Here is a 13,077-nt window from a genome sequence, read left to right on the forward strand (position 1 = left end):
CCGCAGCCCTGGCCGCGGCGGGACCGGTCGGGGTCAGTCCGCGACGCGGTGGGCCCCGGCGTAGACGTTCATCGACTCGCCGCGCAGGAACCCGATCAGGGTCATCCCGCTGTGCACGGCCAGCTCCACGGCCAGGGAGGACGGCGCGGAGACCGCGGCGAGCAGCGGGACGCCCGCCATGAGGGCCTTCTGGGTCAGCTCGAAGGAGGCCCGGCTCGACACCAGCAGGCCCGTGCCGCGCAGCGGCAGGCCGTAGCGGGAGGCGGCGTGGCCGACGACCTTGTCCACGGCGTTGTGCCGGCCGATGTCCTCGCGGACGCACAGCAGCTCGCCCTCCGGGGTGACGAGCGCGGCGGCGTGCAGTCCGCCGGTGCGCGAGAACACCTTCTGCGCCTCGCGCAGCCGGTCGGGCAGCGCCGCCAGCACCCCGGTGGAGAAGCGCACGTCGTCGTCGGCCACGGCGAAGCGGCTCCGGGTGCGCACCGCCTCCAGACTGGTCTTGCCGCACACCCCGCACGAGGAGGTGGTGGAGAAGTTCCGCTCCACCGAGACGTCCGGCTGCGGCACGCCGGGGGCCAGGACGACGTCGATGACGTTGTAGGTGTTGACCCCGTCCTCGGTGGCCCCCGCACAGTAGCGCAGGGAGTGCACGTCGGAGGCGTCGGCGATGACGCCCTCGCCGATGAGGAACCCGGTGACCAGGTCGAAGTCGTGCCCGGGGGTGCGCATGGTGACGGTCAGCGCACGACCGCCGACGCGCATCTCCAGCGGTTCCTCCACGACGAGGGTGTCCAGGCGGTCGCGTGCCGCAGAGCCGTCGATCCGGCGCACCCGTACCCGGGCCGTGACGCGTCCCATCCCTGCTCCTCCCCGCTGCCTGCGACGACGGTGACGACGCCACGCTACCTGCTCGGTGACCAAAGCCGGACAGATGGGGAGGAACAGGAGGGAGAGCAGCAATACGGGACGTGACGGGCCGGGGACGGTGAGGGGCGCTGTGGCGAGGTGGGACACCTGGGACGCGGTCTGGGACCGGGCCGCTGGGGCGATGGTGGGCGGCGCGGTGGCGCCGCTGCTGGTCGGCGCGACCGCACCGCCGGAGGAGGAGTACCTGGCCGGGGTGGGCGGCCTGGTCGCCGAGGCGCTGCACGAGCTGGCCGACGGCACGGCCGCGCCGCGGGCGGACGGCTGGGAGCGGCGGTGGATGCGGGCGGTGCGGCTGGGCGTGGTGAGCGGGGAGGTCCCGCGGGACGTCGCGGCGCACGGGGAGCACCCGGCGGCGGTGGGGTGGCGCGCGGTCGCGGAGGCCCCGGTGCCGCCGCTGGACCCGGCGCGGGGCGTCTTCCCCTGCTCCCATCTGGTGGCGGCGGTGCGCCTGGCCCGCGAACGGGGCGGGGTGGAGGCGGCCCGGTACGCGGGCGCGCTGGCCGGTGCGCGGTGGGGGGTGTCGGGCATCCCCCTGACCGCGCAGCGCGGGCTCGCCGCGACGGTGGCACCGCGCTCGCTGGTCACGGCCGCGCTGGTCGCCGCGCGCGGCGACGCGCCCGACGAGTGGCCGCAGTGCGCGACCCTGGCGGTTCCCGGGCTGGACCGGGAGCACCGCCAGGCGTTCGCGGTGCCCCACCCCCACGATCCGGGAGTGGTGCTGTGCACCCTGGAGTACGTGCGCGACAGCGACGCCCAGGCGGTGGTGTCGCTGTGCCGTACGGGCACCCGCGACCGGCCGCCGCACCTGGCGCCGGAGGACACCGTCGAGGTGTGGCTGCACGACCGGCCGGGCGCCAACCGCAACCTGCACTTCGTGCTGGACCAGGCGGCGCGCATGGTGGCCCTGCTGCGTGCGGAGGGCAAGCGGGTGCTGCTGCACTGCGCGGCCTGCCAGTCGCGGACCCCCGCGGTGGCCGCCCGTTACGCGTCGGTGCACTGCGGCGCGGACGTGGTGGAGGCGCTGCGAGAGATCATCGCGACGGTGGCGGGGCACCTGGACAACCCGGAGCTGAGCCGGGCCGTGGCCGAGCTGGACGGCGTGGCCGTGGACGACCCGCGCGCGGTGCTCTTCCCGGAGGGGATGCCGCGGCTGACCAGGACGCCGCGCAGTTGAGCGGAGCGCGGGGAGGGCCGCCCGTCAGTAGTAGTAGGAGGAGCTCCCGCTGCTGCCCAGGCCCAGCAGCACCGCGCCGTAGACGAGGTAGAGCACGACCGTCACGACGAGGAACACCAGGGCGACCCCGAAGCAGATCCAGGCGCCCACGGTGAGTTTGCGTGCCGAGTCCGGGTCGGTCCGGGCCTGCGTCATCGCGATGATGGACAGCACGGTGCCCACGAGGGCGGGGAGGGCGCCGTAGCAGCCGCACAGCGCCAGGATGTTGCAGACCAGCGAGAGGATCGTGCTGACCGAGGGGCCGGGCTGCGCCTGGGGGTGGGGCGCGGAGAAGTGCGCCGGGGCGGGCGGCGGGACCGGCCCGGGGGGAGGCGGCGGGAACGACCCCCAGCCGCCGGTGCCGTGCTGCGGAGGACCGCTGTAGCCTCCTTGTCCTTCGTGGACCATGTCCGTTTCCGTTCCGTGGTCGGGGGAGTTCCCGGACATGATCCCAGAGCTTCGGGGGTGGTCCGGACATCCGGTCGGATTCTGCGCCGGACGGCCGGAAGTGGCCACGGCCGGGGCCGGGCGCCTGCGGCGCCGCGGGCCGTGCGGCCTCAGGCGGTCAGGTCGCTGTCGACGAGCGGCAGCAGGGGCGCGGGTGCGCACTGCTCGTCGATGGTCTCGGCGATGATCGTGTCCAGGTCGGTGGTGGCCTGCCAGCCGATCAGCGACGCGGCCAGGGAGGTGTCGGGGACGCGGTGGCGGGTCGGGGTGTAGCGGGGGCCGCGGGCCACCCGGTGGTCGATGGTCACGATCTCGCTGGGGGAGTCGGCAAGAAGACGGACCCGCCGGGCCAGCTCCATGATGCTGGTGGGCCGGGTGGCGCCGATGTTGACGGCGCGCCCGTAGGCCAGCGGCTGCTCGACGAGGGCGAGCAGAGCGGCCACGGCGTCGTGCACCGAACAGAAGCAGCGGGTCTGCGAGCCGTCCCCGTGCACGGTGAGGGGACGGCCGTGCAGGGCCTGCGCCACGAACGCGGGCAGCACGTGCCCGTGGTCGGCGCTCTGGCGCGGCCCGGTCACGTCGAACAGGCGGGCGATGACCGCGGGCATCCCGTACTCGCGGGCGTAGCGGGTGACCAGGCACTCGCCCAGGCCCTTGGTGACGGCGGTGCACCAGCGCTCCTCCTGCGCCGACCCCAGGATACGGTCGTCGTCCTCGCGCAGCGCCTCGCCGTCGCACCGCCCGTAGACCTCGCCTCCGGAGGCGAACAGCAGGCGGCAGCCCCTCTCCAGGGCGGCGGCCAGGACCCGTTCGGTCCCGGTGACGTTGACGTGGACGGTCCGCACCGGGTCCACGCCCACGACGCGGGCGCCCACGGGAGCGGCCAGGTGGAAGACCGTGTCGCGGTCGGCCATGGCGGCGCGCAGGACCCGGTCGTCCAGCACCGATCCGTGGACGAAGCGCGCCCTGGGGTCGCGCAGCGCGTGGACCAGGTTGGTGCGCGTGCCGGTGGACAGGTCGTCGAGGACCACCACGTCGTGGCCGCGGGCGAGCAGGGAGTCGACCAGGTGGGAACCGATGAATCCGGCTCCTCCCGTCACCAGCGCCCTCATAGCGACCTCTTCCGCCGACCCGCACCCGCGATCATCACTGTCAATGCAGATATAACTCCACAGAGTGGCGACTGGGGGGAGGTGGGCGGGTGTGTCCCGGTGAAGGGACGAACGTCTCGCCGCCGGTTTGGCGGGGGAGCAACGTCAACTGTTACCGTCGGAAGGGTCGGCTGCAGCCATCAAAACCCCCAAGTCCGCCGCTGCGGGCGCGTCGTTCGGCCACGCGGGCGGAGGTGGAACATAACTTTCAGCCAACGGCGCGGTTGACGCCGAACCGATCCCCGGCCCGGATCGACTCATCTCCCGCATGCCCTTATTGACTCGTTAGGTCGGTTCGCAGTGGTGTGGAAAACGTGGAAGAGGCAACTGTTCGGTGCGTGCCTGGTCGCGGCGGTCGTGGTGCCGCTCGGCGCGTGCACGGCCCTGGGAGAGCTCGGCGGTGGGCTGGTGGGGGAGGCGGGGCCGCTGCCCGAGGGACTGCGCACGGTCGACCCCGCCTGGATCGACGGGCTGAGCACCGCCGAGCACGCGGTCTCGGCCGACGGCACGACGATCACCAGCACCTACCCGGTGGTTCCCGGAGCGGTCGGCTTCACCGTCGAGGTGCGCACGACCATGGCGGAGCGGGAGACCGAGTTCGTCACCGGGGGAGGAGGCGGTGAGCTGAAGCAGCACGCCGAGTTCCTCGTGGCCTCCGGCGGGGTGCTCGGGGCGCGGGTCGTCTCCCAGGCCGACGGGCGGACCGAGGCGTCCACCCACTGGTACGACGTCGCCTCCGGCGAGGCACTGCCGTGGACCGCTCTGCTCAACGGGGAGAAGGCGATCGAGCAGTTGGCGGCGCGGGTGGCGCTGGCCCTGAACAAGGAGCACGGGGTGGCCGCCGACGCCATGCCGGAGGGCCTGCCCGCGCCCCAGGACGAACTGCCTGCCTCCCCCGAGAACGCCGACCCCGTCGTGGTCGACCCGGAGGAGGCGTGGCGCATCGCCGAGGAGCGCGAGGGGGCGCCGCTGGCCGACCTGGGGTTCGACGCAGCGGGCGACCTGGTGGTGGCCTTCAGCCCGGGCGAGGTCGCCGAGGAGGAGGTGCAGGTGACCGTGGCCGACAGCGAGCCGCTGCTGTCCCGGTTCGGCCGCACCGCCCGCCAGGCCGTGGTGGACGGCGAGGAGAGCCTGAGCCTGCCCTCCGACGACGTGCCCGGCTACACCATCGACTGCGACCGGGTGCCGTGCGTGGCGCTGACCTTCGACGACGGTCCGGGAGCCGACACCGGCCTGCTGCTGGAGCACCTGGACGCCTACTCGGCCAAGGCCACCTTCTACGTGCTGGGCCAGCTCACCGAGCACGACCCCGACACGGTCCGGGCCGCCGCCGAGGCCGGTCACGAGATCGCCAACCACTCCTGGAAGCACGACAACCTCGCCACCAAGAGCGGGGAGGCGGTGCGCGAGGACATCGACAGCACCTGGAAGGCCATCGAGGAGGCCGCCGGAGTGGAGCGGACCACGGTCCGCCCGCCCTACGGGTCGTTCAACGAGACCACCCAGGCCAACATCGACTACCCGCTGATCCTGTGGGACGTCGACACCCTGGACTGGCAGCACCGCAACACGGAGAAGACCGTCGAGGCCGCCGTGTCGGGCACCCAGCCCGGAAGCATCGTGCTGTTCCACGACATCCACCGGCCCACCGTCGACGCCATCCCCGAGGTGCTCAGCAAGCTGTACGCCAAGGGCTACCACTTCGTGACGGTCACCGAACTGTTCGGCGACCGCACCCTGGAGCCGGGGCAGGCGTACACGCGGCGCGACTGACGCCCGCGCGGCCCTCCGCAGCGGCAGAACGGGCGGACCCTTCTGCCGTGGGCAGATCTCCGCACGGCAGAAACCCCTTCCCTCCGCCCCGGGAGCGGGCGAGGGTGGACGGGGCGGCGCCCGCCGCCCTCCGAGCCGCCGAGGAGGAGACATGCCACCGATCCTGCCGCGACAGACCACCGTGCCCCCGGCGGGTGCGGCCCTCGACGACCAACTGGCCGCCCGGCTGCTGAACGAGCGTGTCGTGGTGCTCGGCCAGGAGGTCGACGACGCCGTCGCCAACCGCGTCTGCGCGCAGTTGCTGCTGCTCGCCGCCGAGGACGACCGGCGCGACATCACCCTCTACGTCAACTCTCCCGGCGGCTCGGCGCACGCGGGCCTGGCCGTCTACGACACGATGCGGTTCGTCCCCAACGACGTGGCCACCGTCGGCCTGGGCCTCGCCGCGGGCGTAGGGCAGCTCCTGCTGTGCGCGGGCGCCTCCGGCAAGCGCTACAGCCTGCCGCACACCCACGTCGTGATGCGCCGTCCCTCCGGCGGGCCGGGCGGCACCGCCCTCCGGGACGGGAACCCGGCGCCCGGCGGGCGCCTCCTGCTGGAGCTGACCGCCCGCCACACCGGGCAGAGCGTGGAGACGGTGGAGCGCGACAGCCGCCGCGACCGCTGGTTCACCGCCGAGGAGGCCCGCGACTACGGCATGGTCGACCACGTCGTGGCGCACGCCTCGGCCCTGCGCACGGCCGGTGCGCGCGGCTACGGCTTCACGGCGTCGGCCTCCGCGGGGCGGCCGGGGTGAGCCGTGCGCGGTCGCGGCCCGCCGGGTCAGGCCGCCAGCACCAGAGCCCGCGGGGCCCCGCAGCACGGCGCGGGCGCGGGCGTCGGCGCGGGGACCGGGGCGGGGGTCGGCGCGGAGACGGTGGAGAGCTGGTCGGCGACCTCGCCGATCAGGTCGGCCAGCCGCAGGTCCAGGGCGCGGTAGACGGCGGCCAGCACCTCCGAGGAGGGCTCCTTGCGGCCGCGCTCGATCTCCGACAGGTAGGCCAGGGAGACCTGGGCGGCCTCGGAGACCTCGCGCAGGGTCAGGCCCCGCTCCTGGCGGACCCTGCGCAGTGCGTCACCGATGAGGTGGCGCAGCAGCGGCTCCTCGGGAACGGGGGGCGGTTCGAGTGGGGCGTTCCGGACACGGTCGGTCAAGGCTGCCTCCCTCGCGGGCCGGGGACGCGGACGCGCCCAGTCTATGCGCGTCCCCGGGGCGGGCTCAGTCGGGCGGGGGCGCGGTGCTGGCCCGCTTCACCAGTTCGGTGGCCAGTTCCACCCGGGGGGAGCTGGGGCGGCCCCCGGCGACCATGCGCAGCAGCGTGCGGGCGGCCATCTGCCCCATCTCGCTGAGCGGCTGGCGCACCGTGGTCAGCGGGGGAGCCGCCCAGGCGGCCTCGGGAAGGTCGTCGAAGCCGACCACGCTGACGTCGTGCGGCACCCGCAGGCCGCGCTCGAACAGGGCCTCGTAGGCGCCGCGGGCCATCATGTCGGACCCGGCGAAGATCGCGGTGGGCGGTTCGGGCAGGTCCATCAGCCGGTGGGTCTCGGCGTAGCCGCCGGGGATGCTGAAGTCGCCGTGGCCGATGTAGTTGTCGGGCACGGTCAGGCCCGCGGCGTCGAGCGCGCTGCGGTAGCCGTCCACCCGGGCGCGGCTGCACAGGACGCGGGTGGGGCCGCTGATGGTGGCGATGCGGGTGTGGCCCAGGTCGATGAGGTGCTGGGTGGCGGCCAGACCGCCCGCCCAGTTGGTGGTGCCCACCGCGGGGACGTCGTGGGCGAGGTCGCCGACCGGGTCGACCACGACCACGGGGACCCCCAGGGCCTCCAGTTGGGAGCGCTGCTCCGGCGACAGCTCCGACAGCACCAGCACCACGCCGTCGGAGCTGCGGGCGCGCACGTTGTCCAGCCAGCGGCGGCCGGGGCGGCTGCGGTCGTCGTGCACGGCGGAGACGACCACGCCGATGCCCTGCTCGTGGGCGACCTGCTCGACCCCGCCCAGGATCTGCATCGCCCAGGAGTTGTCCAGGTCCTGGAAGACCAGGTCGATGAGGCCCACGGGCTGGCGGCCGGGGGAGCGGCGCGGCCGATACTGGTGCTGTTCGAGGAGCAGCTCGACCTGGCGCCGGGTCTCGTCCGAGACGTCGAGGTGGCCGTTGACCACCTTGGACACGGTCGAGACCGACACGCCGGCCTGACGGGCCACCTCGGCCAGGGTGGGGCGTCGTCTGGACACGGGACTCCTTGGGGACCTGGAACCTGCGTGCTTCCACCATCCTAGGCCGAAAAGTTTCGCCGCGGCTTTCGGGGGTGGTTCGCGGGGTTCTGTGCTTCTCTGTCCTGGATCGTACCCGCTGATGCTGGGAGTTCATCGGAAGATGTGACCTCCGTTACCTGACTGAGACAGCAGGGGGCTTGACGGAGATTTTGGACACATCTAGCGTCTCTAATCCGAAAACTCTCGAAAAATTTCGGAGATTCGGCTGCTGTCGTTTATCCCCCTGGAACCCGAACGAGGACGGTGTCTTGCCCATGAGACGCATCACCCGGCCCCACATGCTCGGCAGCGCCCTGGTGGCGCTCGCACTCGGTCTGACCACCGCGTGCGGAACCGCCGGCCCCGGCACTGAGGAGGACGCGGCCGGAGTCGAGGTGTGGGTCGTCGAGGACGCCACGGTCAACCAGGTCGTGCAGACCGCGGTCGAGGCCTACAGCGAGAGCGCCGGCATCGAGGGCGAGCTCGTCACCTACGCCAACGACGCCTACAAGCAGCGTATCCAGGTGGCCCTCGGCTCCCCCGAGGCCCCCGACGTCTTCTTCAACTGGGGCGGCGGCAACCTCGCCGAGTACGTCAATGCCAAGCAGGTGGTCGACCTGACCGACGCCCTGGAGTCCAACCCCGAGTTCCGCGACGCCTTCCTGCCCAGCGTCCTGGACGTGGCCAAGATCGACGACCGCTACTACGGCGTCCCGATGCAGGGCGTGCTGCCGGTGGTGCTCTTCTACAACAAGAAGATCTTCGACGAGGTCGGCGTCGAGCCGCCCACCACCTACGACGAGCTGCTCAAGCTGGTCGACACCTTCAAGAAGGAGGGCATCACCCCCATCGTCCTGCCCGGCGCGCAGGCCTGGACCGAGCTGATGTGGCTGGAGTACCTGGTGGACCGCGTCGGCGGCGCCGACGTGTTCCAGGCCATCGCCGACGGCGAGGAGGGCGCCTGGAAGGACCCGGCCGTCATCAAGGCCCTGGAGATGTGCCAGGAGCTGGTGGAGCGCGGCGCCTTCGGCAACAACTTCTCCTCCCTGACCTCCGACAACGGCAGCGCCTCCACCGTGCTGGCCAGCGGCAAGGGCGCGATGTACCTGATGGGCACCTGGGAGCTGTCCAACCAGATCGAGAACAACCCCGACTTCGTGGCTGACGGCCACCTCGGCTTCACCGCCTTCCCCGCCCTGGAGGACGGCGAGGGCGACCCCAAAGCGATCGTCGGCAACCCCAGCAACTACTTCTCCGTCAACGCCGACAGCGCCCACATCAAGGAGTCCATCGACTTCCTCGTCCAGCACATGGCCTCCGACGAGTACGTCGAGGACCTGATCGAGATCGGCCACGTCCCCGCCGTCGCCGGCATCGAGGACAAGCTGGCCGAGACCGAGCACGCCGAGTTCACCACCTTCACCTACCAGCTCGTCTCCGAGGCGCCCACCTTCACCCAGTCCTGGGACCAGGCGATCCCGCCCGCCGCGGCCGAGACCATGCTGACCAACCTGCAGATGGTGTTCCTGGGCGACATGACCCCCGAAGAGTTCGCCGAGGCCATGGAGGCCACCCAGTGACCTCGGCCACCCGAGTGCAGCGGCCCGGAGCCCTCTGGGCCGCTCCCGCTCTCCTCTTCTTCGGCCTGTTCGGGCTCGCCCCGATCGTCATCGTGGCCGGGCTCAGCTTCACCACCTGGAAGGGGCTGGGGACGCCGGAGTGGGCAGGGCTGGCCAACTGGCAAGCTCTGCCCTCCGACAAGCTCGTCGGATCGGGCATCCTCATCACGCTGTCGCTGACAGTGCTGACCTGGGCCACCCAGACGCCGCTGGCCCTGGCCTTCGGCGCCTGGGCGGCCGGGCCGCAGCGCGTGCGCGCCGTGGTCAGCACGATCTTCTTCCTGCCGCTGCTGCTGTCCACCGCCGCGATCGCGCTGATCTGGCAGGCGCTGCTCGACCCCAACTTCGGCGTGCCCGCCCAGTGGGCCGAACTGACCGGACTGAGCGCCAACGTGCTCGGCGACCCCGACCTGGCGCTGTGGGCGATCGTCTTCGTCCTGCTGTGGCAGTTCCTGCCGTTCCACATGCTGCTCTACCAGGCCGCGGCCAAGCAGATCCCGGCGTCGCTGTACGAGGCGGCCGAGATCGACGGGGCCGGTCCCGTCCAGCGCTTCTGGCGCATCACCGTCCCCCAGCTGCGCCACACCATCATCGCCTCCTCGGTGCTCATCCTCGTCGGCTCGATGACCTACTTCGAGACGGTGCTGCTGCTGACCGGCGGCGGTCCCGGAACCGCCACCCGCATCCTGCCGCTGCACATGTACCTCAAGGGCTTCTCGGCCTTCGAGATGGGATACGCCAGCGCCATCGCGGTGCTGCTGGTCGTGATCGGCACCGGCCTGTCGCTGCTGGTGGTGCGGGTCAGCGGCTACTCGCAGATGACCAGTGAGCGGGAAGGAGCCTCCTGAGATGTCGACCGTCACCGCCCCGGCCTCAGCGGAGCGGACGGCCCGCGCCGAGGCGCGCCGCCCCGCCGGACGGCCCAGGCCCAGGTCCAGGAAGGTCTCCCGGCCCGCCTACGGAGCGGGCCTCGGCGCGGCCGTGTGGCTGGTCCTGGTGCTGGTGCCGCTGTACTTCCTGATCGCCACCAGCCTGCGCGGCTCGGGCGACTACCTCACCGAGGGCCCCCTGTCGATCCCCGAGACCATCACCCTCGACGCCTACCGGCGCGCCTTCGAGGTGGGGTTCCTGCGCTTCCTCACCAACAGCCTCATCGTGGCCGTCGGCGCGATCGCCCTGGTGCTCGTGGTGGCGCTGCCCGCGGCGTTCGCCATCGTGCGCAGCAAGAGCCGCGTGGTGCGGATCGGGTTCACCCTCTTCCTGCTGGGACTGGCGGTCCCCGCGCAGGCCGTGATCATCCCGATCTACCTGATCATCACCCGCCTGCACCTGTACGACTCGCTCACCGCCGTCATCCTGCCGACCGCGGCGTTCGCGCTGCCGGTGTCCATCGTCGTGCTCACCAGCTCCCTGCGCGACGTGCCCGGCTCGCTGTACGAGGCGATGGCACTGGACGGCGCGAACAACTTCCAGACGTTCTGGCGTCTGGTCCTGCCCCTGTCCCGTTCCGGGGTGGTCACCGTGGCGATCTTCGTGGGGCTCAACGCCTGGAACAACTTCCTGTTCCCCCTGGTGTTGACGCAGAGCTCGGAGACCCGGGTGCTGCCGCTGGGGCTGTGGGAGTTCCAGACCCAGTACGGCACCGACGTCCCCGGCCTGATGGCGGCCGTGGTGCTGTCGGCGCTCCCGGTGCTGGCCCTCTACCTGTTCGGCAGAAGACAGCTTCTCGGCGGTCTGGCCGCCGGAGCCGGCAAGTGAGCCGGGCCGACACCGACCTTCGCGCGTGCCGGAGACCCCGGCCCGAGCCAGAAAGGCAGTCATGACGTCTCCCGAAGTCACGTCCTCCCCCTCCCGCGAGGAGCAGAGAGCCGGCACCATCCGAAACCCGGTGCTCACCGGCTTCTACCCCGACCCCTCGATCCTGCGGGTGGGCGACGACTACTACCTGGCGACCTCCACGTTCGAGTGGGCTCCCGGGGTCACCCTGCACCACTCCCGGGACCTGGTGAACTGGCGGCCCCTGGGCGGTGCACTGAACGAGACCCGGCTGCTGGACCTGACCGGACGGCGGGACAGCGCCGGGGTGTGGGCTCCGGCGCTGTCCTACCGCGACGGGCTCTTCTTCCTGATCTACACCAACGTCGAGAGCTACGGCGGCAACTTCTGGGACAGCCCCAACTACCTCACCACCGCTCCCGACATCACCGGTCCCTGGTCGGACCCGGTGCCGCTGCACGCACGCGGTTTCGACCCGTCGCTGTTCCACGACGACGACGGGCGCACCTGGATGCTCAGCCCGTCCATGGACTGGCGCCCCGGGCGCAACGCCTTCGGCGGCATCGTCGCCCAGGAGTTCTCGGTGCGCGACATGAAGCTGGTCGGCGAGCCGAAGATGATCTTCACCGGCACCGAGGTCGGGGTGACCGAGGCGCCGCACATCTACAAGCGCGACGGCTGGTACTACCTGATGACCGCCGAGGGCGGCACCCAGTGGGAGCACCAGGTCACGGTGGCGCGCTCCCGGTCCGTCACCGGCCCCTACGAGGTCGACCCGGCCGGGCCGATGCTGACCTCGCGGCACGTGCCCGAGGCGGTGCTGCAGCGGGCCGGGCACTCCAGCCTGGTGGAGACCCAGCACGGCGAGTGGTACCTGGCGCACCTGACCGGACGCCCGCTGCCGCCCAAGGGCCGGTGCGTGCTGGGCCGCGAGACCGCGTTGCAGAAGGTCGAGTGGACCCCGGACGGCTGGCCGCGCGTCCGCAACGCCGAACCGCTGGTGGAGGTGCCGGGGCCGCGCGGGCTGGCCGCCCACCCGTGGCCGCAGCCGCCGGAGACCGACCACTTCGACTCGGCCCAGTTGCGCCCCGAGTGGAGCACGCTGCGCCGCCACTTCGACCCCTCCTGGGTCTCGCTGACGGAGCGCCCCGGCTACCTGCGGATCCGCGGCGGCTCCTCGCCCGCCGGACTGCACAAGCCCAGCATGGTGGCGCGCCGGCTCCAGCACCGCGCCTGCGTGTTCGAGGCCGCCCTGGAGTTCGCCCCGGAGGACTTCCGGCAGATGGCCGGGATCACCGCCTACTACAACACCCGCCAGTGGCACTACCTGCGGGTCAACCGCGACGACCGCGGCGGGGTGTTCGCGGGGGTGCTCACCAGCGACCGCGGCCAGATCCAGGAGGTCGGACGGCGGATCAGCGTCTCGGACTGGCCGCGGGTGTTCCTGCGCGCCGAGATCGACCGGAACGACCTGCGCTTCGCGGTGTCCTCCGACGGCAGCACCTGGGCCGACATGGGCGTGCGCCTGGACATGAGCATCCTGTCCGACGAGTACGCCGAGGAGCGCTTCGGCAACCAGCCCATCATGTGGGGCTTCACCGGCGCGTTCCTGGGACTGTGGGCCCACGACATGACCGGGGCGGGGCTGCCCGCCGACTTCGACTTCTGCACCTACCGGTCTCTGTCCCCCTCCTGAGGCCGGTGGCCGCCGCGGCAGTCCCCTGACGCGGCGGGCCGGACCGTCCGTGGTCCCTCCCGTATTCCCGGTCCCCCTCCCGGGCACGGGGGAGCGTCGGCCGCGGCCGCCAGAGCCGCGGCCGACGCGGCGCACGGACGGTCGGGACGGACCCGACCCTCTGGTGCTCCCCGCCGCGGCCC

The 13,077-nt window shown here is 72.2% G+C and carries 12 protein-coding genes; 7 read left to right on the forward strand and 5 right to left on the reverse strand.

The genetic code is table 11. The features are described from left to right. Window positions 1-33: 33 nt before the first annotated feature. Complete coding sequence (fdhD, locus tag AC529_RS08780; RefSeq protein ID WP_068755442.1) at window positions 34-858, reverse strand: formate dehydrogenase accessory sulfurtransferase FdhD; 825 nt, start codon at window positions 856-858, stop codon at window positions 34-36. A 139-nt stretch (window positions 859-997) separates the two neighbouring features. Here fdhD and AC529_RS08785 point away from each other — a divergent pair, with 139 nt between their 5' ends. Then, a complete protein-coding gene (locus tag AC529_RS08785; protein WP_332307048.1) occupies window positions 998-2,101 on the forward strand; it encodes a protein-tyrosine phosphatase family protein in 1,104 nt (367 codons plus the stop codon). Window positions 2,102-2,125: 24 nt separating this feature from the next. On the opposite strand, the gene AC529_RS08790 is transcribed toward AC529_RS08785, so the two are convergent. Further along, complete coding sequence (locus AC529_RS08790; protein WP_068755444.1) at window positions 2,126-2,548, reverse strand: hypothetical protein; 423 nt, start codon at window positions 2,546-2,548, stop codon at window positions 2,126-2,128. A 149-nt stretch (window positions 2,549-2,697) separates the two neighbouring features. Continuing rightward, a complete protein-coding gene (locus AC529_RS08795; RefSeq protein ID WP_068755446.1) occupies window positions 2,698-3,699 on the reverse strand; it encodes an NAD-dependent epimerase/dehydratase family protein in 1,002 nt (333 codons plus the stop codon). Between the two features lie 342 nt (window positions 3,700-4,041). Between AC529_RS08795 and AC529_RS08800 the strand changes: the two genes are divergently transcribed. Together AC529_RS08800 and AC529_RS08805 are read left to right on the forward strand one after the other, a co-directional pair. Further along, complete coding sequence (locus AC529_RS08800) at window positions 4,042-5,511, forward strand: polysaccharide deacetylase family protein (protein WP_232306648.1); 1,470 nt, start codon at window positions 4,042-4,044, stop codon at window positions 5,509-5,511. A 151-nt stretch (window positions 5,512-5,662) separates the two neighbouring features. Then, window positions 5,663-6,307 carry a ClpP family protease gene (locus AC529_RS08805; RefSeq protein ID WP_068755451.1) on the forward strand — a complete coding sequence of 215 codons (645 nt, stop codon included), beginning with the start codon at window positions 5,663-5,665 and terminating at the stop codon, window positions 6,305-6,307. A 26-nt stretch (window positions 6,308-6,333) separates the two neighbouring features. Here the strand turns inward: AC529_RS08805 and AC529_RS08810 are convergent, their stop codons facing one another. Together AC529_RS08810 and AC529_RS08815 are read right to left on the reverse strand one after the other, a co-directional pair. Further along, window positions 6,334-6,705 carry a helix-turn-helix domain-containing protein gene (locus AC529_RS08810; RefSeq protein WP_068755453.1) on the reverse strand — a complete coding sequence of 124 codons (372 nt, stop codon included), beginning with the start codon at window positions 6,703-6,705 and terminating at the stop codon, window positions 6,334-6,336. Between the two features lie 64 nt (window positions 6,706-6,769). After that, window positions 6,770-7,783, reverse strand: a complete 1,014-nt coding sequence (locus AC529_RS08815; protein WP_068755455.1) for a LacI family DNA-binding transcriptional regulator — start codon at window positions 7,781-7,783, stop codon at window positions 6,770-6,772. A gap of 296 nt (window positions 7,784-8,079) precedes the next feature. Between AC529_RS08815 and AC529_RS08820 the strand changes: the two genes are divergently transcribed. The 4 genes from AC529_RS08820 (at window position 8,080) to AC529_RS08835 (ending at window position 12,895) form a co-directional block, all read left to right on the forward strand. After that, window positions 8,080-9,384, forward strand: a complete 1,305-nt coding sequence (locus tag AC529_RS08820) for an ABC transporter substrate-binding protein (RefSeq protein ID WP_068755457.1) — start codon at window positions 8,080-8,082, stop codon at window positions 9,382-9,384. After that, window positions 9,381-10,271, forward strand: a complete 891-nt coding sequence (locus AC529_RS08825; protein ID WP_068755459.1) for a carbohydrate ABC transporter permease — start codon at window positions 9,381-9,383, stop codon at window positions 10,269-10,271. The genes AC529_RS08820 and AC529_RS08825 overlap by 4 nt, the downstream gene beginning before the upstream one ends. A 1-nt stretch (window position 10,272) precedes the next feature. Beyond that, window positions 10,273-11,181 carry a carbohydrate ABC transporter permease gene (locus AC529_RS08830; protein ID WP_068755461.1) on the forward strand — a complete coding sequence of 303 codons (909 nt, stop codon included), beginning with the start codon at window positions 10,273-10,275 and terminating at the stop codon, window positions 11,179-11,181. A gap of 61 nt (window positions 11,182-11,242) precedes the next feature. Further along, a complete protein-coding gene (locus tag AC529_RS08835; protein WP_068755463.1) occupies window positions 11,243-12,895 on the forward strand; it encodes a glycoside hydrolase family 43 protein in 1,653 nt (550 codons plus the stop codon). Window positions 12,896-13,077: the final 182 nt, after the last annotated feature.

Origin of the sequence: Thermobifida cellulosilytica TB100 (assembly GCF_001517975.1) — a bacterium.
In the GTDB taxonomy this organism is placed as follows: Bacteria; Actinomycetota; Actinomycetes; order Streptosporangiales; family Streptosporangiaceae; genus Thermobifida; species Thermobifida cellulosilytica.